Origin of the sequence: Aeromonas sp. CD (assembly GCF_033349375.1) — a bacterium.
GTDB classification, from domain to species: Bacteria; Pseudomonadota; Gammaproteobacteria; order Enterobacterales; family Aeromonadaceae; genus Aeromonas; species Aeromonas hydrophila.
This window is the reverse complement of sequence record NZ_CP137631.1, coordinates 1,498,393-1,524,075: the sequence shown is the minus strand read 5'-3', so window position 1 is coordinate 1,524,075 and position 25,683 is coordinate 1,498,393. Positions and strand designations below refer to the sequence as shown.

The 25,683-nt window shown below is 60.6% G+C and carries 23 protein-coding genes and 1 pseudogene; 20 read left to right on the top strand and 4 right to left on the bottom strand.

Annotated elements, in window-relative coordinates:
* Positions 1 to 70: 70 nt before the first annotated feature.
* On the bottom strand, positions 71 to 1,039 hold the full coding sequence (dsdC, locus tag R2E40_RS07115) for a DNA-binding transcriptional regulator DsdC (RefSeq protein WP_318165094.1): 969 nt from the start codon (positions 1,037 to 1,039) through the stop codon (positions 71 to 73).
* A 213-nt stretch (positions 1,040 to 1,252) separates the two neighbouring features.
* On the opposite strand from dsdC, the gene dsdX reads away from it, so the two are divergent.
* From dsdX to R2E40_RS07095, 4 genes are all read left to right on the top strand, one after another.
* Complete coding sequence (gene dsdX, locus R2E40_RS07110) at positions 1,253 to 2,590, top strand: D-serine transporter DsdX (protein ID WP_318165093.1); 1,338 nt, start codon at positions 1,253 to 1,255, stop codon at positions 2,588 to 2,590.
* A 16-nt stretch (positions 2,591 to 2,606) separates the two neighbouring features.
* Positions 2,607 to 3,938, top strand: coding sequence for a D-serine ammonia-lyase (locus tag R2E40_RS07105; RefSeq protein ID WP_318165092.1), 1,332 nt, complete (start codon positions 2,607 to 2,609; stop codon positions 3,936 to 3,938).
* 334 nt (positions 3,939 to 4,272) lie between these two features.
* Entirely contained in the window at positions 4,273 to 4,449 is a 177-nt protein-coding gene (locus R2E40_RS07100) for a hypothetical protein (RefSeq protein WP_005298942.1), read from the top strand.
* A gap of 301 nt (positions 4,450 to 4,750) precedes the next feature.
* A complete protein-coding gene (locus R2E40_RS07095) occupies positions 4,751 to 6,205 on the top strand; it encodes a SulP family inorganic anion transporter (protein WP_124250201.1) in 1,455 nt (484 codons plus the stop codon).
* 77 nt (positions 6,206 to 6,282) lie between these two features.
* Here R2E40_RS07095 and icd read toward each other — a convergent pair whose 3' ends face one another.
* Both icd and R2E40_RS07085 read right to left on the bottom strand, forming a co-directional pair.
* Positions 6,283 to 7,536 (bottom strand): NADP-dependent isocitrate dehydrogenase, encoded by a 1,254-nt coding sequence (gene icd, locus R2E40_RS07090; protein ID WP_041217735.1) that lies wholly within the window; start codon positions 7,534 to 7,536, stop codon positions 6,283 to 6,285.
* Positions 7,537 to 7,738: 202 nt separating this feature from the next.
* Positions 7,739 to 8,614 carry a helix-turn-helix transcriptional regulator gene (locus tag R2E40_RS07085; protein ID WP_005298937.1) on the bottom strand — a complete coding sequence of 292 codons (876 nt, stop codon included), beginning with the start codon at positions 8,612 to 8,614 and terminating at the stop codon, positions 7,739 to 7,741.
* 129 nt (positions 8,615 to 8,743) lie between these two features.
* Between R2E40_RS07085 and manA the strand changes: the two genes are divergently transcribed.
* Both manA and R2E40_RS07075 read left to right on the top strand, forming a co-directional pair.
* Entirely contained in the window at positions 8,744 to 9,943 is a 1,200-nt protein-coding gene (gene manA, locus R2E40_RS07080) for a mannose-6-phosphate isomerase, class I (protein ID WP_318165091.1), read from the top strand.
* Positions 9,944 to 10,174: 231 nt separating this feature from the next.
* Positions 10,175 to 10,681 carry a hypothetical protein gene (locus tag R2E40_RS07075; protein ID WP_318165090.1) on the top strand — a complete coding sequence of 169 codons (507 nt, stop codon included), beginning with the start codon at positions 10,175 to 10,177 and terminating at the stop codon, positions 10,679 to 10,681.
* 74 nt (positions 10,682 to 10,755) lie between these two features.
* Here the strand turns inward: R2E40_RS07075 and R2E40_RS07070 are convergent, their stop codons facing one another.
* Positions 10,756 to 10,905, bottom strand: a complete 150-nt coding sequence (locus R2E40_RS07070; protein ID WP_011705333.1) for a hypothetical protein — start codon at positions 10,903 to 10,905, stop codon at positions 10,756 to 10,758.
* 734 nt (positions 10,906 to 11,639) lie between these two features.
* On the opposite strand from R2E40_RS07070, the gene R2E40_RS07065 reads away from it, so the two are divergent.
* The 14 genes and pseudogenes from R2E40_RS07065 (at position 11,640) to R2E40_RS07000 (ending at position 25,467) form a co-directional block, all read left to right on the top strand.
* On the top strand, positions 11,640 to 13,529 hold the full coding sequence (locus R2E40_RS07065; RefSeq protein WP_318165089.1) for a PTS fructose transporter subunit EIIC: 1,890 nt from the start codon (positions 11,640 to 11,642) through the stop codon (positions 13,527 to 13,529).
* 201 nt (positions 13,530 to 13,730) lie between these two features.
* The gene (locus tag R2E40_RS07060; protein ID WP_318165088.1) at positions 13,731 to 14,018 is read left to right on the top strand and encodes a hypothetical protein; all 288 of its coding nucleotides are present in this window, start codon (positions 13,731 to 13,733) and stop codon (positions 14,016 to 14,018) included.
* Between the two features lie 39 nt (positions 14,019 to 14,057).
* Positions 14,058 to 14,837 (top strand): hypothetical protein, encoded by a 780-nt coding sequence (locus R2E40_RS07055; protein ID WP_318165087.1) that lies wholly within the window; start codon positions 14,058 to 14,060, stop codon positions 14,835 to 14,837.
* Between the two features lie 196 nt (positions 14,838 to 15,033).
* Positions 15,034 to 16,239, top strand: coding sequence for a hypothetical protein (locus R2E40_RS07050; protein ID WP_318165086.1), 1,206 nt, complete (start codon positions 15,034 to 15,036; stop codon positions 16,237 to 16,239).
* A gap of 200 nt (positions 16,240 to 16,439) precedes the next feature.
* Positions 16,440 to 17,351 (top strand): BRCT domain-containing protein, encoded by a 912-nt coding sequence (locus R2E40_RS07045; protein ID WP_318165085.1) that lies wholly within the window; start codon positions 16,440 to 16,442, stop codon positions 17,349 to 17,351.
* A 165-nt stretch (positions 17,352 to 17,516) separates the two neighbouring features.
* Positions 17,517 to 17,780, top strand: coding sequence for a hypothetical protein (locus R2E40_RS07040; protein ID WP_318165084.1), 264 nt, complete (start codon positions 17,517 to 17,519; stop codon positions 17,778 to 17,780).
* A gap of 55 nt (positions 17,781 to 17,835) precedes the next feature.
* Positions 17,836 to 18,285, top strand: a complete 450-nt coding sequence (locus tag R2E40_RS07035) for a GNAT family N-acetyltransferase (RefSeq protein ID WP_318165083.1) — start codon at positions 17,836 to 17,838, stop codon at positions 18,283 to 18,285.
* A 135-nt stretch (positions 18,286 to 18,420) separates the two neighbouring features.
* Complete coding sequence (locus R2E40_RS07030; protein ID WP_017781169.1) at positions 18,421 to 18,879, top strand: GNAT family N-acetyltransferase; 459 nt, start codon at positions 18,421 to 18,423, stop codon at positions 18,877 to 18,879.
* A 130-nt stretch (positions 18,880 to 19,009) separates the two neighbouring features.
* Positions 19,010 to 19,561, top strand: coding sequence for a GNAT family protein (locus R2E40_RS07025; protein ID WP_318165082.1), 552 nt, complete (start codon positions 19,010 to 19,012; stop codon positions 19,559 to 19,561).
* 21 nt (positions 19,562 to 19,582) lie between these two features.
* A pseudogene (locus R2E40_RS07020) lies at positions 19,583 to 20,098 on the top strand (AAA family ATPase).
* Between the two features lie 11 nt (positions 20,099 to 20,109).
* Positions 20,110 to 20,886: a phosphotransferase family protein gene (locus R2E40_RS07015; RefSeq protein WP_024943878.1), complete on the top strand. Its 777-nt coding sequence runs from the start codon at positions 20,110 to 20,112 to the stop codon at positions 20,884 to 20,886.
* 636 nt (positions 20,887 to 21,522) lie between these two features.
* Positions 21,523 to 23,430 carry a fructose-specific PTS transporter subunit EIIC gene (locus R2E40_RS07010; RefSeq protein ID WP_318165081.1) on the top strand — a complete coding sequence of 636 codons (1,908 nt, stop codon included), beginning with the start codon at positions 21,523 to 21,525 and terminating at the stop codon, positions 23,428 to 23,430.
* Between the two features lie 193 nt (positions 23,431 to 23,623).
* Positions 23,624 to 25,045 (top strand): hypothetical protein, encoded by a 1,422-nt coding sequence (locus tag R2E40_RS07005; protein ID WP_070169607.1) that lies wholly within the window; start codon positions 23,624 to 23,626, stop codon positions 25,043 to 25,045.
* Between the two features lie 8 nt (positions 25,046 to 25,053).
* On the top strand, positions 25,054 to 25,467 hold the full coding sequence (locus R2E40_RS07000) for a CesT family type III secretion system chaperone (protein ID WP_052213267.1): 414 nt from the start codon (positions 25,054 to 25,056) through the stop codon (positions 25,465 to 25,467).
* Positions 25,468 to 25,683: the final 216 nt, after the last annotated feature.

Below are 25,683 nucleotides of genomic sequence, written 5' to 3'. Positions count from 1 at the left end.
CCAACCATCAGCTTGAACAGAAAAAGGGCCACTTCCCAAGAGGTGGCCCGTTCTATTTGCCAGCCCTTATCTACAAAACCGGCGCCCTCTCCCCCGCCTGCTGGCAGGCCCAGTCGATGAAGGCTTGTGCCTTGGGGTTCTGGCAATTGGGCAGGGTGGCGATGTAGTAGCGCTGGGCGCAGCGCACCGCCATGTCCGGGAAGGGGGCCACCAGCTCGTTCTGTGCCAGCCGCTTGCTCACCAGGTTCTGCCGTCCCATGGCGATCCCGGCGTGGTTCATGGCGGCGATGATGGCGAGATCGGAGCGATCAAACCCCATGCTGGCCCTGCATGCCGAAAGCGACACGCCGGACTGCTCGGCCCAGCTGGACCACTCGTCGCCGTCAGAGTCATGGCCCCAGGCTTGCCGATCGTGCAGCAGACGGCAGTGCGCCAGGTTGGCCGGGTTGCCGAGCAGGCCGTACTGTTCGGCATACTCCGGGCTGCACACCGGCACCATGTACTCGTCCATCAGCGGATGAATGGCGAGCCGCGCAGGCGTCTTGTCGTCGAAATAGAGGGTGAGATCGATGCCGTAACCATGCAGGTTGATGTTCTCGTTGCCGGTCATGATGTTGAGCTCGATCTGGGGATGCAGGCGGGAGAAATCCGCCAGTCGCGGCACCAGCCAGCACTGGGCGATGGAGGGACGCAAGTAGACGGTCAGGGTGCCCGACAGCTCCTGATGGCGGATCTCCAGGATCTCCTGGTTGATGAACTCCAGCGATGACTTGAGCGCCCAGAACACCCGCTGCCCGTCTGCCGTCAGCGCCACCTTGCGGTGAAAGCGCTGGAACAGCTTGAAGCCGAGATCCTCCTCCAAGGCGCTTATCCGGTGGCTCACCGCGCTCGGGCTGAGCGCCAGCTCGTCGGCGGCCAGCGCAAAGGAGCCGTGTCTGGCTGCCGCCTCGAAGGTGTGCAGTCTGGCCAGCTGATAGCCGTTGAGCAGCTTGTTTCCCGCAACACTGCTTCTCGCCACATAGTTCTCTTCGCCGTACATATGCCCCCCTTGCGAAACCGGCACCGATGATACCGAAAAAGTGGCCCGCTGCATCAGCTCACACCACGCAAAACCACCTTCACACCATAAATGTGATGAATGTGGCACCTTTGCATCAACCCAGCTCAACCAAGCTGCCGATTTCATCATTTGTCAGGGAACCTGCATTTTCATTCAATAGCGCCAACATCATTCCCATGACAGAGGCACGCCATGAATTCAGAAATGTGGATCGTCGGAACCTTGCTGACCAGCATACTGCTGATCGTCGTCACCATAGTGAAGGGCAAGGTCCACCCCTTCCTCGCCCTGCTGCTGGCGAGCTTCTATGTGGGCGCCCTGATGGGGATGAACCCGCTCAGGATGGTCAACGCCATGGAGGAAGGCATAGGCGGCACCCTGGGCTTTCTGGCCGCCGTCATCGGCCTTGGCACCATACTCGGCAAGATGATGGAGGTGTCGGGCGCCGCCGAGCGCATCGGCCTCGCCCTGCAGCAGTGCCGCTGGCTGTCGCCCCAGGTGACCATGGTGCTGGTCGGGCTGGTATGCGGTATCACCCTGTTTGTGGAGGTGGGTGTGGTGCTGCTCATTCCGCTGGCCTTCTCCATCGCCCGCAAGACCAACACCTCGCTGCTGACCCTGGCCATTCCGCTCTGTACCGCCCTGATGGCCGTGCACTGCATAGTGCCACCCCACCCCGCCGCCCTCTATGTCACCAATCAGCTGGGTGCCGATGTGGGATCCGTCATCGTCTATGGCCTCGCGGTCGGGTTGTTTGCCTCGCTGGTAGGCGGCCCGCTGTTTCTGAAGCTGCTGGGCAAGCGGGTACCGTTCAAGGAGGTGCCTGCCGCCTTTGCCGACATCCAGGCCCGCAACGAGGACGAGCTGCCGACCTTGGGCGCCTCTCTCTTCACCGTGCTGCTGCCTATCCTGTTGATGCTGGTCAAGACGGTAGCTGAGCTCAACATGGATCACGCCAGCCACCTCTATACCCTGCTGGAGTTTATCGGCAACCCCATCACCACCATGTTCATCGCCGCCTTCACCGCCTACTACGTGCTGGGGATCCGCCGGCGCATGCAGATGGAAGGGCTGCTGGACCAGACCGAGCAGTGTTTCTCCTCCATTGCCAACATACTGCTGATCATCGGTGCCGGCGGCGCCTTCAACGGGGTACTCAAGGCCAGTGGCCTTGGGGACGGCCTGGCCACCATTCTCTCCCAGCTCGACATGCATCCCATCCTGCTGGCCTGGCTGGTGGCCATCGTGCTGCACGCCGCCGTGGGCTCCGCCACCGTCGCCATGATGGGGGCTACCGCCATCGTCTCCCCCATCATGGTGCACTACCCGAACATCAGCCCGGAGATCATGACGCTCGCCATCGGCTCCGGTGCCATTGGCTGCACCATGGTGACCGACTCCCTGTTCTGGCTGGTCAAGCAGTATTGCGGCGCCACCCTGAACGAAACGCTCAAGTACTACACTACCGCCACCTTTGTCGCCTCCCTGATGGCGCTGGCCGGCACTTTCCTGCTCTCCTGTATCGTGTAACGAGGCCGAGAACACCATGAAAAACATCGATGTATCACAACTCACCCAGCAGTTTCCGCTGCTGCAATCCCTGATCGCGCTGGAACCGGTCAGCTGGTTCAACCCCAAGGCCACCACCCTGGTGGAAGGTCTTCCCTATGTGGGGCTCGATGGCAGCGATGTGGCGGATGCCTCCGCCCGCCTGGCCCGCTTCGCCCCCTACCTGTGTGAAGCCTTCCCCGAGACCCGCGCCAGCAAGGGCATTCTCGAGTCCGAGATCGCCGCTATCCCGGCCATGCAGCACACGTTGAATGCCCGTTACGGGGTCGAAGTGAGCGGCCGGTTGCTGCTCAAAAAAGACAGCCATCTGCCCATCTCGGGTTCCATCAAGGCGCGCGGCGGCATCTACGAGGTGCTGGCCCATGCCGAGCAGCTGGCCATCAAGGCTGGCCTGCTCTGCGAAGAGGACGACTATCGCAAGCTGTTCACAGACGAGTTCCGCCACTTCTTCAGCCAGTACAGCATCGCGGTGGGCTCCACCGGCAACCTCGGCATGTCCATCGGCATCATGAGCGCCCGCCTCGGCTTTCGCGTCACCGTCCATATGTCAGCCGATGCGCGGGAGTGGAAGAAGCGCAAGTTGCGCGAACATGGCGCCATCGTGGTGGAATACGCCGAGGATTACGGGGTGGCCGTGGAGCAGGGGCGCAAGGAGGCCGAACGCGACCCCAACTGTTTCTTCATCGATGACGAGAACTCCCGCACCCTGTTCCTCGGCTACGCAGTGGCCGGTGAGCGGGTGAAAACGCAGTTTGATGACATGGGGATTGTGGTGGACGCCGACCATCCGCTGTTTGTCTACCTGCCTTGCGGCGTCGGCGGCGGCCCCGGCGGAGTGGCCTTTGGCCTCAAGCTCGCCTTCGGTGACAATGTTCACTGCCTGTTCGCCGAGCCGACCCACTCCCCCTGCATGCTGCTCGGGGTGCACACCGGCTTGCACGATGCCATTGCGGTGCAAGACCTTGGCATCGACAACCTCACTGCGGCCGACGGTCTCGCGGTGGGGCGCGCTTCCGGCTTTGTCGGCCGCGCCATGGAGCGGTTGCTGGCAGGTTTCTACACCCTGAGCGATCAGGAGATGTATGACCTGCTCGGACTCTTGGCCCGCGCTGAGCAGATAAAGCTGGAACCTTCTGCGCTGGCCGGCATGGCAGGTCCGTGGCGCGTGGCGGCCAACCTTGAATGGCAGGCTGTCCAGGGGCTGGATGCAGCCAGAATGGTCCGGGCCACCCACCTGGTGTGGGCCACCGGCGGCGGCATGGTGCCCGCCGAGGAGATGGAAAAGTACCTGGCCAGCGCCCGCCTCTGATCTTTTTTCCAGCCATAAATCCCGCCAGACTGGCGGGTTTTTCTCGTGTGGGATCAGCAAGATGGCGCCGCTGTTCGCCCCCTTGCAAGCCAGACGGCCAGACAGCTGGACACCCTGAATTGCCGACAATCCCCCCAAGCTGGTTATTTTGTGATACGATAGTGACCGTTTTTTGACATCTGCACCCACGTTGGCGCCCTGATCCGGCGAGATCGCGACCCAATCCGTCGATCACAACCATGTCGGGCATGCAGAAAAACCGTGGCCTGATGGCCCCGTCCGGCACAAAGCCTGGCGGCGGTCAGCAAGACACACGAGATAAGGAGATCGGGCAATGAAACAATATCAAAGCTGGCTGGGACAATATCTGATGAGTCGCCGCGATGGGGATCACGCCATGGCATCCGAACTCGCCAGCTCCATCTGCGAGTTCTGGCAGACCCAGGGGGATGAGGCCGAGCAGGACAAATGGCAGCAGATCTACCAGCACCATCTGGAACGAACCACCTAATCATCCGAATCCTTGCCTTGCAGTCCCAAACTGCAAGGCTCTCTTTTATCCAGCCCCTTCTTCCCCTCACCTCCTTTGTGCTCTCACCATGACAGCGCAGATCTGCCTGCTTCATATCGTTGCCCGCATCGATTCAACAGGTTACCGGGCAGGGCCGCCTGCCATGTGCAATTTGGCGTCACATCGGCCCGTTCGCGCCTTGCCCCTGCCCCTGCCCTTTGTTAGAGTCGCGCGCCGCGCGGCCACCGCGCCCATAACGACAACGCGCGCCCAGAGCGCCAGCAACGAGCGAGAACAATCCATGCGTGAGCGCATCAGACAAGAGTGGTTTGGCAACGTCAGGGGGGATCTGCTGTCGGGCACGGTCGTGGCCCTGGCCCTGATCCCGGAGGCCATCGCCTTCTCCATCATCGCCGGCGTTGATCCCAAGGTGGGGCTCTACGCCTCCTTCTGCATCGCCGTCATCATCGCCTTCACCGGCGGCCGCCCGGCCATGATCTCCGCCGCCACCGGCGCCATGGCCCTGCTGATGGTGACCCTGGTGCGCGAGCACGGCCTGCAATACCTGATGGCCGCCACCCTGCTCACCGGCCTGCTGCAGATCCTGGCCGGCTACCTGCGCCTCGGCGCTCTGATGCGCTTCGTCTCGCGCTCGGTGGTGACCGGCTTTGTCAACGCCCTGGCCATCCTCATCTTCATGGCCCAGTTGCCGGAGCTGACCAACGTCAGCTGGCAGGTCTACGCCATGACCGCAGCCGGGCTTGGCATCATCTACCTGTTCCCGCGCCTGCCGCGCATCGGCAGCCTGCTCCCCTCGCCGCTACTGTGCATCGTGCTCCTCACCGCGGTGAGCGTCGGCCTCGGCCTCGAGGTGCGCACGGTCGGCGACATGGGCGCCCTGCCGGACACCCTGCCGGTCTTCATGTGGCCCGAGGTGCCCCTCAATCTCGAGACCCTGGCCATCATCTTCCCCTACTCCGCCGCCCTGGCCGTGGTGGGACTGCTCGAATCCCTGATGACCGCCGCCATCGTTGACGAGATGACCGGCACCCGCAGCGATCGCCACCGCGAGTGCAAGGGCCAGGGGCTGGCCAACATCGCCGCCGGCCTGATGGGCGGCATGGCGGGCTGCGCCATGATCGGCCAGTCGGTCATCAACGTGAAATCCGGTGGCCGCGGCCGCCTCTCCACCCTGGTGGCGGGAGCCCTGCTCATCGTCATGGTGGTGTTCCTGGACGAGTGGATCCGCCAGATCCCCATGGCCGCCCTGGTGGCGGTGATGATCATGGTATCCATCGGCACCTTCTCCTGGGGCTCAGTGCTGCGCATGCACAAGACGCCGCTGGCCACCAACCTGGTGATGCTGAGCACTGTGGCCGTGGTGGTGGTGACCCATAACCTGGCCCTCGGGGTGCTGACCGGGGTGCTGCTGGCCTGCCTCTTCTTCGCCCACAAGGTGGCGCGTACCCTGCTGGTGCACAGCGACAGCGAGCGCCACGGCGCCACCCGCACCTACCGGGTGCACGGCCAGGTCTTCTTCGCCAGCACCGAGCAGTTCTGCGCCGGCTTTGACACCGGTGAATCCCTCGAGCGGGTGGTGATCGATTTAAGTGACGCCCACTTCTGGGATCTCAGCGCCGCCGAGGCTCTGACCACGGTGCGCCGCCGCTTCGAGGCCGCCGGCACCGAGGTGCAGCTGACTGGCGTGAGCGACGCCAGCGCCGCCCTGCTCGGCCGCTTCGCCCCGGCGACCTGACCGAACGCCGCTTCTGGAACCAAACGCCCATAAAAAAGGCCAGCCTCCTGGGGCTGGCCTTTTGCATCTTCACAGACTTACATCTGGTCGATCATGTCCTGAGCGAACTGGGAGCAGGAGCGCAGGGTGGCACCTTCCATCAGACGCTCGAAGTCATAGGTGACGGTCTTGTTGCGGATCGCCGCTTCCATCCCCTTGATGATGAGGTCGGCCGCTTCGGTCCAGCCCATGTGGCGCAGCATCATCTCGGCGGAGAGGATGAGGGAGCCCGGGTTGACCTTGTCCTGACCAGCGTATTTCGGCGCGGTGCCGTGGGTTGCTTCGAACAGGGCCACGCCGTCGCCGATGTTGGCACCCGGCGCGATGCCGATGCCGCCCACCTGGGCCGCCAGCGCGTCGGAGATGTAGTCGCCGTTCAAGTTCATGCAGGCGATGACGTCATACTCGGCCGGGCGCAGCAGGATCTGTTGCAGGAAGGCGTCGGCGATGACGTCCTTGACCACGATGGTCTTGCCGGTTTTCGGGTTCTTGAAGGAGCACCAGGGGCCGCCGTCGATGAGCTGGGCATCGTACTCTTTCTGGGCCAGGGCGTAGCCCCAATCCTTGAAGGCACCTTCGGTGAACTTCATGATGTTGCCCTTGTGCACCAGGGTCACGGAGTCGCGATCGTTGTCGATGGCATACTCGATGGCGGCACGCACCAGACGCTCGGTACCGGCCTTGGACATGGGCTTGATGCCAATGCCGCAGGTCTCGGGGAAGCGAATTTTCTTCACGCCCATCTCGTTTTGCAGGAAGGCGATCACCTTCTTGGCTTCGTCGCTGTCGGCTTTCCACTCGATGCCGGCGTAGATGTCTTCGGCGTTCTCGCGGAAGATCACCATGTCGGTCAGATCAGGACGCTTGACCGGGCTCGGGGTACCCTCGTAATAACGGACCGGACGCAGGCAGATGTAGAGATCCAGCTCCTGGCGCAGGGCCACGTTGAGGGAGCGAATACCGCCGCCGACCGGGGTGGTCAGCGGGCCCTTGATGGCCACACAGTATTCACGGATGAAATCCAGGGTTTCGGCCGGCAGCCAGGCACCTTCGCCATAGACATGAGTCGACTTCTCGCCGGTGTAGATCTCCATCCAGGCGATCTTGCGCTCGCCTTTGTAGGCTTTCTCGACCGCGGCATTCACCACATTCAACATGGCCGGGGTCACGTCCACACCGATGCCATCCCCTTCGATAAACGGAATGATCGGATGGTTGGGAACCTGCAGCTTGCCGTTGGCATCGACTGTGATTTTCTGGCCCTGGGTCGGGATAACTACTTTGCTTTCCATCGGCATCTCCTAACTTCCGTTTGTTATCAATCTGTAAGTTGCGCGCGGCCATCTTAAGCCCATCCATTTGCAGAATCAAATGGCGAGCACGCATGTCAGACCATAGTCGCGCACTGGATCACAATGCGTCCCTTCTGCCTGCTCCGGATCCGAAGCAGCCCCGCCGGCGCCTGCCTCGGACAGGCTCCAGCAGCATCCCTGCTTATCCCGCCAGCCCCTCGGCCTGCCCCTGCGGCTGGCTGAGTGCCCGGTACTGGGAAGGGGTCAGCCCGGTCTTCTGCTTGAACACCCGGCAAAAATAGTTCACATCGCTGTAACCACAGCGGCTGGCCACCTCTTCGAGGCGAAAGCGGTATTTCTTGAGCATGAACTTGGCCCGATCGATGCGCACCCAGCTGATGTAATCGGCCAGGCGCATGTGCCCCTGCTCGCGAAACAGGTGCGACAGGTGGCTGGCCGAGACGTTGAAGCGATGGGCGATCGAATCCCGGCTGATGGGGCGGTGAAAGTTCTCCTGGATATAGATGCAGATCCCGTGAAACAGCTCGGCTCCCCGCGGCCGCTCGAAGGTGGACTCGGCCAGCAGCTGGCGCACGCTGGTGAGCAGCGCCTGCAGCAGGTGATTGTCGGTGGGGGAGCGAGCGGGATCCTCGGTCAGCACGTTGAGCGCCGCCAGTATGTGTTCGTTCACATGGCCGGCCCGGGCCATGATGCTGTGCTTTTGCACGTCAAAGAAATCAGGGTCTTCCCGCCGCTTGCTCACCAGACTGAAGCCGAGCTGGCGCTTGCCGAACAGCAGGCTCAGCACCGAGCAGTCGGTGGTCCAGAGCGGCTTGTTCCAGCCGTTGGGGGGGATGTAGAGCGCCTGCCCCGGGGCGATGCAGATCTCCTGGCAGCCCTGCTCCCTGTCCCAGATCTGGTTGCGATACTCGCCGCTGAACACCAGCTCGAGGCGGGGAAAGTTGACCTGATAGCTGAAACCGGGCGGCACCCCCTGATCCTGGGCAAACCAGATCTGGTCGAAGGGGGCCTGCTCGTGGAGGGCGCCATCGAGCAACTGGCTGAAGACAAGAGACATGCTGATCCTGATCAAGAGAGAGGCAAGCGGTTGCGGTGCCCGCGACCGCACATGTTATAGTCCGGTCCACGGCAGCAATGCCACCCTTTTCTGCACCCGATTTTCTGCACACCAAATGAGGCATCCCTTATGAGCAGTCGCGATCTGCCCTCTTTTTTGTCAATGCAAAATCCGATTCAAGGCTACGACTGGGGCAGCCATGACGCCCTCACCACCCTGTTCGGCATCCCCAATCCGGCGGGCAAGCCCCAGGCCGAGCTGTGGATGGGTGCCCACCCCAATGGCTGCTCCGAGGTAGTGCTGGCCGGGCAGGCGCAAAAGCTCTCGACCCTGATAGAGCGCGCCCCCGCCGCCGTCTTGGGCGAAGCCACCCAGGCCCGCTTCGGCAGCCTGCCGTTCCTGTTCAAGGTGCTGTGCGCCGAGAAGGCCCTCTCCATTCAGGTGCACCCGAGCAAGGCGCAGGCCGAAGCGGGCTTTGCCAAGGAAGAGGCCGCCGGCATCTCGCCCAAGGCCGCCAATCGCAACTACAAGGATCCCAACCACAAGCCCGAGCTGGTGTTTGCCCTCACCCCCTATCAGGCGATGAACGGCTTTCGCGCCATCCCGGCCATCCTGGCGCTGTTCGAGCGGGTCAAGCTGCCCGCCCTTGCCAAGCTGGTTGCCGCCCTCGCCGCCAGCCAGAATGAAGCGGGCCTGCAGCACTTCTTCCACCAGCTGCTGGTGCTGGAAGGGGCGCGCAAGGAGGAGGCGCTGGCTGGTCTGCTGGCCTTTGCCGCCGCCCATCAGGATGAAGAGACCTTCGCCCTCGTCACCAGCCTGGCCGCCCAGTACCCGGGGGATGTGGGGCTCTTCTCGCCGCTCTTGCTCAACGTGGTGACCCTGCAGCCCGGCCAGGCGATGTATCTGGACGCCTGCACCCCGCACGCCTATGTGCGCGGCACTGGCCTTGAGATCATGGCCAACTCCGACAACGTGCTGCGCGCCGGGCTCACCCCCAAGTACATAGACGTGGCAGAGCTGCTGGCCTGCACCCGCTGCTTGCCCAAGCCGGACGATCAGATCCTGCTGGCCCCCCGCTTGGAAGGGGCGGTGCAGCACTTCGAGGTGCCGGTACCGGACTTCACCTTCAGTGTCTACCCGGCGGGCGAGCACCAACTCACCACCGCCAGCGCCGAGATCCTGTTTGCCATCGACGAGGCCGTGATCCTCAAGCGCGGTGACGACACCCTGCGCCTCGAGAAGGGGCAGTCCGCCTTCGTCCCGGCCGCCACCGGCCGCTACCAGCTGCTGGCCGAGGGCCGGGTCGCCCGCGCCGGCAACCGCTGCTAAGCCGATTCAAATCGACCCATGACCGCAAGGGCCATCCAGGATGGCCCTTGTTTTTTGACGGCCTCAGCCACCGCGCTCTCTGCCGACAAATTTCTTGATGTGCGGCATAAATTCATCAGATCCTGCTGTCGTCCTCTGCCGGGTTGGCTATCATGCCCGTCTGGCTATCACTGCGCCTTGACCCTCGCCGGAGCCACCACAGTCACCCGGCCCCCGTTCAGGAAGAACATCATGAAAGGCTACTGCGGACTATCCGTTTTACTGCTGGCGCTGCTGGGCAGCCCGGTGCATGCCGCCTGTGACAAGGGGGTGGCGCTCAGGCTGGCCAAGGCGTTCTGGAACGAGCACAAGGATTTCTATTACGCCGACCCGGCGCCGCTCAAGGCGCTGCTCACCCCCGACTTCTTCGCCGTGCTGAGCAGCGAAGCCGCCTGCAACGCCGACGGCGAGGTGTGCGCCATCGATGCCGATCCCTGGATCAACGCCCAGGATGGCGAGGTGAGCGAACCCGTCAGCTTCACCCTGGCCAACCAGCAAGAGCAAGGGGTAACGGTCAGGATGCAGTATCTGTTCGCCCTCTCCGACACCCAGAAAGAGCCGCAGACGGTCAGCCTCCACTTTCAAAACAGCGGCGACAACCGCTGCTACCTGATGGATGACTTCATCCCGCCCGGCGACGGCTCGCTCAAGCAGCGCCTGCGCCAATGGCAGAGCCACAACGCCATCGAGCCGCAATAAAAAACCCCCGCCGTGCTGGCGGGGGTTTTGCATTCTGCCGGGCCACGCGCATCAGCGCCGGGCTGGCCACGGGGTCACTCCTCCACGGCCTCCGGCTGAGGCTCTTCAGCGCGGATCTGCTGCAGCTCTTCGACCCTGGCCTGCCATTTGTCGTGGGCCTGTTTGCGCTCCTGTTGCTTGAACTCTTCGCGCATGGTGTCGATCTCTTGGACCAGTTTTTCCATCGGGATGTCTCCTTACATCTGGGTGAACATGACAAGTAAAACGGGTTGACGGCACACTCCGCATCAAGGGCGTTGGCCTGTCGGTTCATCAGGTTTGACTTCCGGTTTGCCAAAACTGTCCAACTAAATAAACGATTGGATATGCAAAAAGCAATCTAAAAAATGATTAAACGTCTCCCAGAAAGCCATCGAAAAGAGGCCAGAACCGCCTCTTCACCCTCCGATGAATAACATTAAACCCAATATTATCAGCATGTTAAAATCACAACACAACGAGGCCGCACACCCTTTTCAAGCGACCGATTATGCACTTGTTTTTCACACCTCGTTCCGTCGTCTCCTGCGACTCCGCCACCATGATCGCCACCCACGGCCAGGCCGCCGCTTTTGCCGACCGGCTCACAGTTTATCCGCCCGCTCGAGCGCACAAATCTCCATCCCGTCATCTGCTGATAGCAGACGCGCCCATCACTTATTGGTCATCAACTGCACACAGAACAACAATAACTATTTGTTTTAAAGTACATTTTTATGAAGGTCAGCTCATTCACTCAGGCGGGACAAAATGCGAGCAGGGTCACAGGCAGGTGCCATCGGCACAAAAATCCAGTAAAGGGCACATATCTCCGATTTCGGCTGAGGCACTTGGGAGAAACAATAGGCAGGTCAACCCGTTGCACCACCGTTTTCAACAGGACCACTTCCATTCGGACGGCACCAGCCAGGAGAGAACCATGCTCACCACCCTGATAGATGAAGGATTGATCTGCCTCGATCTTGCGGCCCGCGACAAGCAGGCACTGTTTGTCGAACTGGCCGCCAGGCTCAAGGCCAGCGGCAAGATAGCCAGTCAGGATCAGTTTGTCCGCGACCTCTGGGCGCGGGAGGAGCTGGACAACACCGGCTTCGAGCAGGGGGTCGCCCTGCCCCACGCCAAGAGCGAGGCGGTGCGAGAGCCCGCCATCGTGGTCGGCATCAGCCGCCAGGGCATCGACTACGGCGCCGAAGATGGCGAGCCCTCCAGGCTGTTCTTCATGATTGCCTCCCCGGCGGGCGGCGCCAACCACCATATCGAAGTGCTGGCCGAGCTCTCCACCAAGTTGCTGGAACCCGGTTTCATCGCCAGCATGCAGGCGGCCACCAGCCGCGCCGAGGTACTCGCCTTGCTGGCCGCACCAGGGCCGTCCGCAGCCCCTGCCGCCCCCACCCGGGTGCAACCCGCCCAGCCGGCGGAGCCGCAGGAGCGCGGCATCAAGGCCCAGCTCAACACCCTCAAGCAGCATTTGCTGTTCGGTACCTCCCACATGATCCCCTTTATCGTGGCCGGGGGCGTCTTGCTGTCGCTGTCGGTGATGATCAGCGGCAAGGGCGCCGTGCCCGAGGCGGGCGTGCTCAAGGACATGGCCGACATGGGGATTGCCGGGCTCACCCTGTTTACCGCCGTGCTGGGCGGCTACATCGCCTACTCCATGGCGGACAAACCGGGCCTGGCCCCCGGCATGATCGGCTCCTGGATTGCAGTGCAGCAGTTTCATACCGGTTTTCTCGGCGCCATCCTGGTGGGCTTTATCGCCGGCCTCATCGTCAACCAGCTCAAACGCATCAAGCTGCCGGATTCCATGAGTTCGCTCGGCTCCATCTTCATCTATCCCCTCATCGGCACCTTCCTGGTGTGCGGCATCGTCATGTGGGTCATCGGTGCACCCATCGCCGCCATGATGGAAGGGATGAACCACTGGCTCTCCGGCATGGCGGGTTCGGGCAAGGTGATGCTGGGGGCTATCCTCGGCGGCATGACCGCCTTTGACATGGGCGGCCCCATCAACAAGGTGGCCACCCTGTTCGCCCAGACCCAGGTCAACACCCAGCCCTGGCTGATGGGCGGGGTCGGCATCGCCATCTGCGTGCCGCCGCTAGGCATGGCGCTGGCGACCCTGCTCTCGCCCAAGCGTTACAAGAAAGAGGAGCGTGAAGCGGGCAAGGCGGCCGCCATCATGGGCATGATCGGCATCAGCGAGGGGGCCATTCCGTTTGCCGCCGCCGACCCGGTGCGGGTCATCCCGGCCATCGTCGCAGGCGGCATCGTCGGCAACATCACCGGCTTCATGATGCACAGCATCAACCACGCCCCCTGGGGCGGCTGGATCGTGCTGCCGGTAGTGGAGGGCAAGATGGGCTATATCCTCGGCACCCTCCTCGGCGCCCTCACCACGGCCCTTATCGTCAACCTGCTGAAAAAGCCGGTCAGCGACACCGAAGAGAGCAGCGAGCGCCAGGAGGAGTACCAGATCATCGAGGCGGAAGGGGAAGCCGAGGTGCTGGCCATCACCGCCTGCCCCTCCGGCGTGGCCCACACCTTCCTGGCCGCCAAGAGCCTGCAAAAAGCCGCCGCCAAGGCTGGCATCAAGCTCAAAGTGGAAACCCAGGGCGCCAACGGCATCATCAACCGTATCAGCGCCAAGGACGTGGCCAACGCCCGCTGCGTGATCTTTGCCCACGATGTGGCCATCAAGAACAAGGAGCGCTTCGCCCATATCGAGGTCATCGACGTCAAGACCCGGGAGGCCATCCACAACCCGGAAGGGCTGCTGGCCCGCACCCAGCCGGGGCGCCAGGTGGCCTGACAACAGCAGTTGAGAGATATATGACAAAAGGGGCCAAGGGCCCCTTCTTTTATCCCGCTATCAGGCAGCAGCAAACCCCCTTCGTCAGCCGCCCGAACGGGGATAGCGCCCTCCCCTTCAGGATCGATAAGATAGGAGCCATATTGTGCCTTCGCCTGCCAGCCGGCCTGGCGACCGCACTTGGACGGAGCCTTGCAAAACATGGAATTGACGGACGTACTGCTCACCCTGGCGGGTCTGGTGACCGCCGGCATCATTCTCAAGAACCGCGCGGTGACCCAACCCGACTGGGACAAACTGCCCACCCTGCCCGAGTACCTCGCCCGCCATCCCGAATGCGCCACCGACGATAGCGAAAACGCCAGTTGCTGTGCCTGTGGTTCGCACAAGGTGCTGTTCAGCCCGCTGACCGGCGCCGGCGATTACCGTTTGCGCCACACCAGCCTGGCCTGCGGCAAGGTGCTGTTTCGCAGCCGCGCCATTCTCTGACAGATTCCTATATCAACTAGATGAGTGAAGGGACGCCCAGTGAGTGACCGAACAGCCGCCGCCCGTTGGCGCTGGCTTCGACAACATATAAAAACATTGCGCAATGCTGAGCTGGAGCCCGAAGAAAAGGAGACGACTTGGCGCTTTGCTGGATTGATCGTGGCGGCCATTCCAGCCCTGACAGCAGCGACCTACCTCCTGGGGATGGCCTATCACTATGGCTATACCCTGGCGTTTAACCTCGACTATGCCGAATTTTCTCCACCGGCGGATTATCTGCTGGCCCTTGGCCTTCTCACGACTCTCAATATGCTCAAACCCTTGATGTGGCCTGTATTGGGTAGCATCTTCACGATTTTTTCAGTGGCGATCACCCTACTCATCTGCGCTCGCTGGCGAATTCATCTCACATGGCTGTGGCAAAGCTCAATGTTCTATCGTTGGCTGATCAAAAGAGCGAAAAAGATTGGACGCTACCCCGCCCCCTCTCTTTTCAGAGCATTTGTTTGGATGGGGAATAACTATTACAAATTTGCCTTCTTGTCGTTATCCGTATTGATCCCCGTCATGGGTGCGCTCTGGTTCTTTGTGAAAGGTGTTGAAGAGGCACAAACACAGATCACCCGCCTCGAGCAAGACAAGTGGCCGCAGAGAGAGGCCCATAGTCAGTCGCTCCTGCTCGGGGATGAGCCCCATATTCGCATAGCCTGCAACGCTTCCCACTGCGCCTATCGCCTCAAGGGGGGTGATACCCTGATCCTGCGCTTCGATCAGATAGAAGAAACCCGCTATCGGCCTGCAAAGGCCGCCTCGAAATAGCAACCGCCCCCTGTCGCGCAGCCCATGACGGGCGGCAACCCCCTGCTTAAGGCACATTGCTCCTTCAGCGGCGCCGGCACTATACCTAACAGTGCGAGGTCGGCGAGACCCCGCACAGGCATCTCTGCCCCGGCTTGCCGTCCGCGCAGGGAGGATCACGGCCCCGCCCGCCGTCTCTGCTGCAAGGTGAGCCATCATGTCATCACACCAACCCACCGGGGGCAAAAGCACCTCCCCACTACCGCTGGAGAACTTCTCTCTGGTGCTGGGCGGCCCGCTCTATCAACTGTGGAGCCGCGCCCATCTCGGCAATGTGTCATCCCACCTGAGGCTGCGCATCGTCACCCTGAGCGCCTTGTGCTGGCTGCCCTTGCTGCTGCTTAGCGCCTGGGAAGGCACCCTGCTTGAAGGGGTCGCCGTCCCATTCCTGCTGGACATCGAGTCCCAGGCCCGCTTTCTGATCTGCGTGCCCCTGCTGGTCTTTGCCGAGCTGATCGTCCATCAGCGGATCCGGGGCATCATCGCCCAGTTTCTGGAGCGCCGGCTGGTGCCAGACGCCTCGCTACCACGCTTCAATCAGGCCATAGGCAGCGCCATGGCATGGCGCAACTCGGTGGCCGTCGAGCTCGCCCTGCTGCTGTTTGTCTTCTCCAGCGGCTACTTCATTCGCACCAGCACCTTCGTGCTCGATGCATCCACCTGGTACGTCACCCAGAGTGGCGGTCAGGATCATCTCTCCTTCGCCGGCATCTGGTTTTTCTGGATCAGCATCCCCATCACCCAGTTTCTGGTGCTGCGCTGGCTCTACCGCATCCTGATCTGGAGCCGGCTGTTGTGGCAACTCTCCTGCCTGCCCCTCGCGCTGATCCCGACCCACCCTGATCGCAATGCCGGCCTCGGCTTTCTCGGGGCCTCGGCCTATGCCTACTCACCACTATTGACCGCTTTCGGAGCCCAGCTGGCCGGCTATGTGGCCAACCGCATCCTGCACGATGGTGCTGTGCTAACCGCCTACAAGCCGGAAATTGCCCTGCTGGTGGTCGTGGGGCTGTTGCTGGTGCTCGCCCCGCTCACCGTTTTCGCCAACCAGATCATGCGCACCAAACGCCAGGGAATGCGTGAATACGGCGCCCTGGCGGCCGAATACACCCGCGATTTCGAGCGCCGCTGGCTGCGCAGCCAAGATCGGGATGGCGAAGCCCTGCTGGGCGCCGCCGACATCCAGTCCCTCGCCGATCTCGGCAATGCCTACGCTGTGGTCAAGGAGATCCGCCCCCTGCCCTTTAGCCGGGACACCTTTATGCAGCTCATCCTGGCCACCCTGGCCCCCTTCGTGCCGCTGCTGTTCACCCTGTTCCCGTTCGAGGTGATGCTGGATCGGGTGATCGGGATTATTTTCTAGAGGCCTGCCTTCACCATATGCGGGAACAAGCTTCCCGCATTCTCGACAACGCTCACATGTATGATCAATCGATGACGAGTCTTCTGGTCTGATTGAAGCCCGCGTAGCTATGATGGCGCCATGAGGAATGCAGGTGGCCACAGGGTCACCGCTGGCAAAAACATATGCCCCTCTCTTCGTAACCAGCCAGGGATCATGTAATGAGTGGATTGGATCGTCACGGCCAGCCATTGGCCAATTACAACGCGGCACGTAACCGCGACAAGCAGCTAAACAATCTGATGGGTATTTTGGATGGTATCGTGGCCGACAGCGCCATCGATGAGCAGGAGATGCTCTATCTTGACATCTGGCTCAAAGAGAGCGCCAGCCTCAACGGCTGGATCTTTCGTGAACTGCGGGAGATGGTGGCCGACGTCCTGCAAGACGGGCAATTGTGTGAAGCAGAGAAGCTGCACCTGATGAGCGCCCTTCCCCGCCTGATGGAAACCTATCGCCATCTACCCGGAGTCGACTTCTATTCAGAAGAGTCAGACAAGTTGTTGCTCGAGGGACTCTGCCAGGGCTTGATGGGAGACCAAACGCTTTCTGATGATGAGATCCACTACCTGAACTGGTGGATGAAACAAAACAGCATGCTGCGGGCCCACTACCCCGGCAAACAGCTTTATCAGACCGTGGAGCGGATCCTTCAGGATGGCGTTATCACTGAAGAAGAGAGGGAAGAGTTGCAGCAACAATTGCTGCTGTTTGTTGGCAATCCTTTCGAGCAAGGGGTTGTCACGGGTATGGCGAGCAAGCTGGTCATCAGCGATACCGAGATCGATACCTTGCATGGTTGCAGTGTCTGTTTTACCGGTATGTTTCTTTCCGGTACACGCCGTCAGTGCGAAGAGACAGCTCAGCAACTGGGGGCCACAGCACAGAGTTCTGTCACCCAGAAACTGGATTATCTTATCATCGGCGAGTTGAGCTCACGGGACTGGCGCTTCTCCTCATACGGCAGAAAAATCGAAAAGGCCATGCTGTTACAAGAGCAGGGGCATTCGGTGCGTATCGTCACCGAGGAGGCCTGGCTTGCCCATGCCAACACTCTGCACGAGTCGGCTTGAACCTTACATCACGGCGGGGGCTCACGCCCGCGCCTTGATAATTCACTCCTTCTGCTAGCCAACAGCATGCCAAAACGTGAGCCTGCTCACTGCCTTGGCAAGGAGAGATTGAGAGCCAAGTGGAGAGGAATATGATGGGCGCCCACTCTCTTCACGAGCCCCTTTATGAGCAACCCGCACGACCAGAATCCACCGAGTGAAATCCATCGCTGTGACAAATGCCGGGAGCACACCCGCCATATCGTGGTGCTGGTCGCCCGCGATCACACTCAGGACATCATGCCCAAGGATCCGCGCAAAGCCTTCTGGCAAGCCTTTCGTTCCAGCAGCCTGACCAACACGGTATTCGGCCAGACCCTCGCCTATCAGGCCACTCATGTAAAGCACCTGATCTGCGAGCGCTGCGGCGAGAAGTTTCTGGAATATTGAGGCCCAGAGGGCGGCGCGCCCCGGACCGTCAGAGCGAGATGAAAGCGAGATAAAGATGAAGTTTGTCGAGATGGACCCCGGTCAACTACCGCTGGCACTGCTGCTGGAGGCAGATCCCGCAGAGCAGCGCATCGCCGCCTATCTGCCTGGCGCCTGGGGCTTTGCCGTCCTGGCGGGCAACGAGGTAGTGGGAGCCTGTGTGGCGGGTCTGGTGGGGGAGCAAACGGCCGAGCTCTTCAATATCGCCGTTGCCCCCAACCGCCAGCAGCAAGACATCGGCTCCGGCCTGCTGCGCTTCGTGCTGACCAGCCTGGCCGGGAAAGGGGTACGCCGCGTCGAGCTCGGTACCGGCAGCTTCGGCCACCAGCTCACCTACTACCAGCGCCACGGCTTTCGCGTCGATGCCGTCCTCAAGGATCACTTCCTTATCCACTACCTGGAGCCCCTGATGGAGCACGGCATCCAGCACAAGGATATGCTGCGGCTCTACCTTGAACTGGACTAGGCTATCCTCACCCTCAGCAGCCTGTAGCGCCCTGGGGATAAATGGTGGGGGGAACAATTCAGCGTCGCCACATCTCATCGAAAGCAACGAGAGCCATATCGAGCACCATGACACAGGTAAAGGGATGAATGCAGGATGCAGACAAGAAAAGCCAGCCCAGATGAACTGAATGCCATCTTCTGGATGGGCTTTGATGCTTGGGGCGAAGGACTGTCACCGACTGAATATCTGGCGAGCTGCCACGCCAGTCAAAAATACCGCTCCGGTGTGTGGTATGTCCTGATTGTGGACAATCAGCCTGTCTCTTCCCTTATCGTCTATCGGGACCGATTTGGCCTTGGCCAGGGCTGTTTTGGCATAGGTTCACTGGCAACGACACCTGCGATGAGGGGGCAAGGATTTGGCGCCCATCTACTGCGTGGGGTGACAGGTATGCTGCTGGATAGTCCCGATGCCGTCGCCACCTTCCTCCATGCAGATATCGACCATCACTTCTACGAGAGGCTGGGGTATAGGCGCATTCCGGGGGGTGATTGCATGTATTTCTCTCATAGGCGGCCACGCTATGTCGGCGAACCGCCAACCTACTTTTAATCCACTCCCAGCGTCATCACCTCTACCTTCCAGCCTCCACACATTCTGTGACCAAACAAGCGGTGCAATTCACTTCGTTCATTGCACCCTACGGTACTTGATACGCACCTCTGCGATTAACAAGGACGTTATGTTCAAGCTTGAAACAACACATCTTATACTGCGCGATATGCAGCCAACTGATGAGACGGCATTTATCGCTATCTCGCAAGAGAGCAAGTATCAGCGGTTTTACAGCGAATCAGATTGCGACCCGGATAAATATCGGCAGCTCACCAAGCTGTTTATCGAGCAGGCAAATGAACACCCTCGCACCGCCTATCAATTGGCCATCGAGTACAAGGCAACCGGGAAATTTATTGGCACGGTCTGCCTGCGTCTTGAAGCAAATAATCAGGCATCAATGGGCTGCGGCATGTCCCGGGAGTATCAGGGTCATGGCTTAATCAATGAAGCAGCGCATGCCTTGCTGGATTTTGGTTTCCGGACCTTGGCGGTACACCGGGTCTATGCAGAAACCATCAGCCGGAATCGCGCTGCGATACGGTTATGCAAAACGTTGGGCATGAGGCAAGAGGGATATTTTCGCGAACACCGTTTCTTCAAAGATCAGTGGTGGGATACCGTGGTGTTGGCCATCCTCCAGCGCGAGTGGCAACAAAGTTCGTCACCAGCCAATTAGGCATATAAAGAGCGCTCATAGATGCAACGAATTCTGATTATTGGCAACTCCGGCTCGGGCAAGAGCTGGTTGGCGGCTCGATTGGCTGAGCAGTTAACTATCCGCGAGGTCAATCTCGATACCATTGTCTGGCAGCCGGGCTGCTTTAACCCAAAACGGCCCCAGCATAAGATTGACTAGGCCATTCAAACACTTGCTCAAGAGCCCTCATGGGTGGTCGAAGGGGTATTTGGTGCCCTAGCCGAGCAACTGCTTGATGCCGCCGATACCCTGCTATGTCTGGATCTCGACTGGTCTGTATGCCGTGATTCACTACTATCACGCGGATCACAAAGTGCCAGGCAACGGGATGCAGTGGCAGCCGAAGAGAGCTTTCAACAACTGCTGGTATGGGCATCGGAATATGGGCAGCGAGCCAGCAAAAGCTCCCGCCAATTCCATCGCGAGCTGTTTGATCGATTCCCAAACGCCAAGCACCGTTTCACGACTCGGACAGAGGTAAATAGCTATCTCACTCAACTGACCACTCATAGCTAACGGGGTAGAGGATGACGCAACAAGAGCTGGCAAAGATGGGGAGTGCCTCCGTAAATATCCAGTTGCTGGATGGCAAGCCCTGCATCAGAAAAAGCGGTGCATCAGCGGTCGAGCGTCATTTCTACCAATGCGCCGCCCCGCATTTGAGCGGGCTCAACACACCTGCCCTTCTCAGGGTCGAGGGGGAGATCCTGTTCCTTGAGCAGATCCCTCATCCGGTCACGCTCACGCAACTGCACCACAACGAACAGACCTTTGCTCAGCTGGCCAGCCTGCACAACACCAACTATCAGCCCGACTTTGCGGTGAAAAATCACGGCTGGTCACTCGCCGACATCGACGAGGCGCTCTCTGTACTCTGCCTACCGGAAGCGGCCAACGAGAAGATCCGCCATATCCAGCAAGTTGGCCACGAACTATTCGAGGAACAGTGCCTGATCTCGGGGGATAGCAATGAGGGCAACTGGGGTACCCGCGACAATGGTGAGCTGGTGTTGTTTGACTGGGAGCGATTTGGTTATGGCAGCCCGGCCATCGATTTAGCTCCGCTGGTGCCGCGGATGGGTTCACTGGCGGAGTATGAAGCCATCATTGAACGCTATCTTTGCCACAGTTCGCTTCTCTCAGGTGACCGGTTGCTGCGCCATCTCGTCATGGCCAAGTGCTGGCTGATTATTGAGGTCACCAATCTGCTGACCAGAAGGGAGAAGCCGCAGGCACAGCAATATCTGGAGTGGTATCGGCAACAAGTTCCCCACTGGCTGGAATCGGTTGCACATATTGTGTAATTCTTGTGTAATTCGTAGGTTCGAATAGCGGAGCGTATTCGGACGTTCGCGTTATCGCCTCTCTCTTTTCGGCCATCCCCTCTCTTGCCTTGCCTCCCAGCCCAAACAAGCGGTGCAATTCACTTCGTTCATTGCACCCTACGACGCCCATACCTGTGGTTTCATTCACCCGTTGTGGTGAGCTATCTGGCTCCAATGGCTCAATCCATTTCTCCACCTATTCCCTCGCCGGCCTCCCCTTACCAAGCACCCCATCACCGCCATTTATGTGCGACAGCTCACACCCAGCACCCTCTTTTCACCTCACAAATTTACAGTTTCACACCATTTCCTGGCCGGATAACATCACCCTCCATCATAAAAGCACGTTGAAAGAATCAATATCAAAATACTGATTTTTAAAAATAAAAAATCATTCATCGATTCAACCTAGACCCATTTTGTCAGCTGGTCTGCTGTGCGATCGGGGTCACACTCGAGGTGATGTCGCACAAAAATCCAGTATTTCGCAGTTTTGTCCGATAGGTGCGCTGCCCTGCGGGCGGGATAATAGTGGGGTCACTTTTGTCTGCATGTCCTGGGCGCTAGCCCAGGAAAAGATGCCAACAGGCTCCGGCCAGGAGCAGGGAGAACGCCATGATCACCACCCTTATCAACGAGCAGCTGATCGCGCTCGATTTAAAGGCCACGCGCAAGGAGGAGGTCTTCACCGAGATGACCCGCCTGCTCGCGGCGCAAGGCAAGGTCAGCGACGTGCAGCAGTTCATCAAGGACCTGTGGGCCCGGGAAGAGCTGGACAACACCGGCTTTGAAGAGGGCGTCGCCCTGCCCCACGCCAAGAGTGCGGCAGTGAGCACCCCGGCGGTGGCCATCGGCATCAGCCGCGCCGGTATCGAGTACGGCGCCGAGGATGGCAAGCCCTCCCGACTGTTTTTCATGATTGCCTCCCCGGCCGGTGGCGCCAATCACCATATCGAGGTGCTGGCCGAGCTCTCCGCCAAGCTGATTGAAGAGGGCTTTATCGATGCCCTGCTGGCAGCCAGGACTCCGGCAGATGCGCTGGCCCTGCTGCTCGAGAAGAAAGAGCCGCAAGTGGCCACCCCGGCCGCCGACAAGGGGCTGATCATCGGCGTCACCGGCTGCCCGGCCGGCATCGCCCACACCTATCTGGCGGCGGAATCCCTGGAGCGCGCCGCCAAGGAGCTGGGCTTTGAGGTGAAGGTGGAGACCAACGGCTCCATCGGCGTCAAGAACAGCCCGACCGCGGCCGAGATCGCCCGCGCCAGCGCCATCGTGGTGGCTTGCGACAAACAGGTGGACATGGCCCGCTTCAACGGCAAACCTCTCATCAAGACCGGCGTGAAGGCCCCCATCAAGGATGGCAAGGGGCTGATCGAGCAGGCACTGAAGGCCCCCGCCTATGTGGCGGACAAGGATGAGCGCAAGAGCGAGGAGAAGAGCTCAGGCGGCAGCTCGGATCTTTACCGTTATCTGATGAACGGTGTCTCCCACATGATCCCGTTTGTGGTCACGGGGGGTCTGCTGATCGCCCTGGCACTGGCCATCGGCGGGGATCCGACCCCGAGCGGCATGCAGATCCCGGCAGGGAGCATGTGGAACCAGATTCTCAACGTGGGTGTGGCCGCCTTCACCCTGATGATCCCCATTCTGGCGGGCTACATCGCCTACGCCATCGGTGATCGCCCTGCGCTGGCACCAGGCTTTATCGGCGGCTGGATCGCCAACAACGGCAGCTTCTACGGCGCCGACGCCGGTACCGGCTTTATCGGTGCCATCATCGCGGGCCTGTTGGTCGGTTATCTGGTGCGCTGGATTGCCACCCGCCACTACCACAAGATGGTGCAGCCGCTGGTGCCGATCCTGATCGCCCCCATCGTCGGGTCGCTCTTCATCGCTGCGGTCTTCATCTTCATCATCGGCGCCCCCATTGCCGACATGATGACGGGTCTGAACGCCATGCTGCTCTCCATGAGCGGTGGCAGCCTGGTGCTGCTGGGGATCGTGCTGGGGGGCATGGCCGGCTTTGATATGGGTGGCCCGGTCAACAAGGTGGCCTTCCTGTTCTCGGTGGGCATGATCGCCTCCGGCCAGACCCAGTTCATGGGCGCCATGGCCTGCGCCATCCCGGCCGCGCCCCTTGGCATGTCGCTGGCTACCGTGCTCGGTCGCAAGCTCGGCATCTTCGACGCCACCGAGATTGAGGCGGGCAAGGCTGCCGGTGCCATGGGCCTGGTGGGGATCTCCGAGGGCGCCATCCCGTTCGCCGCCCGTGACCCGCTCGCCGTCATTCCGGCCAACGTGCTGGGCAGCATGACCGCCGCCGTGATGGCCTTCCTGTTTGGCATCACCAACAGCGTCGCCCACGGTGGCCCCATCGTGGCCCTGCTTGGCGCCGTCAACAAGCCGCTGCTGGCCCTGCTCTGCATGATCTGCGGCGCCATCGTCACCGGCGTGGTGGCGGTTGCCCTGAAAAAACTGCGGGTCAAGAAGAGTGACGAGGTGACGCTGGCCAAGGCTGCCTGAACGATCCAACCGCATTGATACGGCAAAGGAACAAGAGAGGCCCCATGGCCTCTCTTGTTGTTTATCAACTTATTTTCTGCAACCAGCACCGCTTTGAACAACAACCATTTTCTACAAATTGAGCACCGTTTAGTGACGGAGCACCTGCCGTCATCTTCATAGAATCCCCTCCATACACTCGCTCGGAGGTTCAATGCAGATCCACGCTCTACAATCACTCGTCAATCAGCAGATCAATCAGCTCGGCCATGCCGATCAGGCAGGCCGCCTCGGCAACCAAGGCCATACCAATACAGGGGCTGGGATCTCCTCCCAGGAACGGACATTTGCCCAGACTGTCCTTGAGCAGGTGCGCAACATCTCCCTCAATCAGCAGGAAGTGGCGGGCTTGCTGCCCCATATCGCCAACTTCAAGCTGCAACAAGAGCAAGGCGGCAATGCCGTCCTCGCCGGATTGCGCTCAGAGCAGCTCTCCCTCGCCGATGCCAAACTGCTGCTGGATGCCGCCGCTCGTCAGCTGCCGCCGCCAGTGCCGGATCGGGCCGCCAAGCCGGCTCCGGCTATCCCGGCGCGCACCCAGAACAACACCGTGGATCTGTGTCACCACTTCGCGGGACAGGATGTGCAGGTATTGGCCAACAAACCCGCTCCAGGCACCAATACAGTCGCCATCTGGCCCAGTGCCAGCAAACCGGGGCAATTTGGTATCTTTCTTCCCGGCGAGGGGATGAAACATGCACCGACCCTGGCCGATGCCAAGAGTCAGCTGAGTGCCTACAACGCCAGTCAGCAGACCAAGCAGCTGGAAGCGCGTTGGGGCGGCGCCGTCAGTGTGCTCGCTGAAAAGCCGGCGGCCAGCTTTGACCGTCCGGCGATCTGGCCAAGTGCCAGCAAACCAGGCAGTTACGGTATCCACCTGCCGGGCAAGAGTGCCATGCGGGCAGAAGATCTTGCCAAGGCCGACAGCCTGTTTGCCAAAAATGGTGTTGCCGTTCGCCTGAGCGATGGCCAGCACATCAAGGTCAATGGTACCAATCTGCCTGAAGCAGCACGTGTTTCCCTTGAGCGGCAACATCAGATCGCCATCACCCCCATCACCATCAATGGCAAGGAGATCGCCTATCTGTTCAGCGGTCAACAGCAGCTCAACCGGAATGTGCTGTTCTCATCCCACGGCAGTGGCGTCAATGAAGGCACCTTTACCAAGCCGGAGGGGATCGAATTTGACTTTGCCTCGACCCGCAACAATGTGCTGGTCTCCAACACCATGGCCTTCGCCGAGAAGCTCAAAGACGGGCTGGTAGCGTTCAAGGAAGAGAGCCAGATTTACGACACCCTTAGCCGGGAGGCAACCAACTACCGGCTGGATGGCGGCATTCGCACCCAGCCGGAGCAAGCGGCCGAGCTGATCGGCAGAATGAATCGCAACGGCGCCGATCAGCCTTTTGACTTCGTGCTGCTCAACCGTGAGGCCAAGGGTGTGCACTTTGCCGACCTGCTGCAGGGGTTCAAGGACACGCTGGGGTGGCTGCCCGATCAGCTGGTCTGCCACTTCTGCCGCCCGCAGGATGAGAACAAGGGCCGCTTCAACGTCAGCAACAACTATCTGGGATGAGTCACGCCATGAACCTTTATACCACTCGACTTGGCGAACTGGCGGCACACCTCGACATCGGAGTCATAGAGCAGGATGAGACGGGCCATGCCTGCCTGACGCTGGACAAGCTCTGGGCCATCCATCTAGCCCCGCTCGGCAAGGAGAGCCTGGTGATGTTCCTGCGTGCAGGCACCCTTGCTGGCGAGGCGCAGGCCCGGGCGCTACTGCGAGGCAACCTCTTCAGTGCCGAGCACGCCGTCATACGGGTGGCTCTGGGGCAGGACGATCACCTGATCCTCTGGTGTCAACAACGCCTCGAGTCAACCAATGCCGAGCAGCTCCATCAGGCCTTGGGGCAACTGGTGGCACGTGCGGTGGCGCTAACCGGAGAAATGGATGCCCCCTCGTCTACCAGCATCCCGCCAAGCCTGAGGGTATGACCAGTCGCCAAGGTGGCACAAGAGCCTTGCCCTGTGGCTAGCAAGCCCGGCGATGGTGTCCGCTTGCCAGCACCAAAAGCTACCACCCGCCATCCCCCCGCGGGGCGGCGACCAAACCGAACGAGGCCACCTGCGGGTGGCCTCCTCTTTTGTCGGGTTCGAGAGAGCCCGTTCACCTCTGCTGTATGACGCCGGCTTGTGATCCTCTTCACGCTT

Bases quoted from the DNA above. Each gene is read 5' to 3' on its own strand.
- dsdC (WP_318165094.1), bottom strand. From the start codon at position 1,039: ATGTACGGCGAAGAGAACTATGTGGCGAGAAGCAGTGTTGCGGGAAAC.
- dsdX (WP_318165093.1), top strand. From the start codon at position 1,253: ATGAATTCAGAAATGTGGATCGTCGGAACCTTGCTGACCAGCATACTG.
- R2E40_RS07105 (WP_318165092.1), top strand. From the start codon at position 2,607: ATGAAAAACATCGATGTATCACAACTCACCCAGCAGTTTCCGCTGCTG.
- R2E40_RS07100 (WP_005298942.1), top strand. From the start codon at position 4,273: ATGAAACAATATCAAAGCTGGCTGGGACAATATCTGATGAGTCGCCGC.
- R2E40_RS07095 (WP_124250201.1), top strand. From the start codon at position 4,751: ATGCGTGAGCGCATCAGACAAGAGTGGTTTGGCAACGTCAGGGGGGAT.
- icd (WP_041217735.1), bottom strand. From the start codon at position 7,536: ATGGAAAGCAAAGTAGTTATCCCGACCCAGGGCCAGAAAATCACAGTC.
- R2E40_RS07085 (WP_005298937.1), bottom strand. From the start codon at position 8,614: ATGTCTCTTGTCTTCAGCCAGTTGCTCGATGGCGCCCTCCACGAGCAG.
- manA (WP_318165091.1), top strand. From the start codon at position 8,744: ATGAGCAGTCGCGATCTGCCCTCTTTTTTGTCAATGCAAAATCCGATT.
- R2E40_RS07075 (WP_318165090.1), top strand. From the start codon at position 10,175: ATGAAAGGCTACTGCGGACTATCCGTTTTACTGCTGGCGCTGCTGGGC.
- R2E40_RS07070 (WP_011705333.1), bottom strand. From the start codon at position 10,905: ATGGAAAAACTGGTCCAAGAGATCGACACCATGCGCGAAGAGTTCAAG.
- R2E40_RS07065 (WP_318165089.1), top strand. From the start codon at position 11,640: ATGCTCACCACCCTGATAGATGAAGGATTGATCTGCCTCGATCTTGCG.
- R2E40_RS07060 (WP_318165088.1), top strand. From the start codon at position 13,731: ATGGAATTGACGGACGTACTGCTCACCCTGGCGGGTCTGGTGACCGCC.
- R2E40_RS07050 (WP_318165086.1), top strand. From the start codon at position 15,034: ATGTCATCACACCAACCCACCGGGGGCAAAAGCACCTCCCCACTACCG.
- R2E40_RS07045 (WP_318165085.1), top strand. From the start codon at position 16,440: ATGAGTGGATTGGATCGTCACGGCCAGCCATTGGCCAATTACAACGCG.
- R2E40_RS07040 (WP_318165084.1), top strand. From the start codon at position 17,517: ATGAGCAACCCGCACGACCAGAATCCACCGAGTGAAATCCATCGCTGT.
- R2E40_RS07035 (WP_318165083.1), top strand. From the start codon at position 17,836: ATGAAGTTTGTCGAGATGGACCCCGGTCAACTACCGCTGGCACTGCTG.
- R2E40_RS07030 (WP_017781169.1), top strand. From the start codon at position 18,421: ATGCAGACAAGAAAAGCCAGCCCAGATGAACTGAATGCCATCTTCTGG.
- R2E40_RS07025 (WP_318165082.1), top strand. From the start codon at position 19,010: ATGTTCAAGCTTGAAACAACACATCTTATACTGCGCGATATGCAGCCA.
- R2E40_RS07015 (WP_024943878.1), top strand. From the start codon at position 20,110: ATGACGCAACAAGAGCTGGCAAAGATGGGGAGTGCCTCCGTAAATATC.
- R2E40_RS07010 (WP_318165081.1), top strand. From the start codon at position 21,523: ATGATCACCACCCTTATCAACGAGCAGCTGATCGCGCTCGATTTAAAG.
- R2E40_RS07005 (WP_070169607.1), top strand. From the start codon at position 23,624: ATGCAGATCCACGCTCTACAATCACTCGTCAATCAGCAGATCAATCAG.
- R2E40_RS07000 (WP_052213267.1), top strand. From the start codon at position 25,054: ATGAACCTTTATACCACTCGACTTGGCGAACTGGCGGCACACCTCGAC.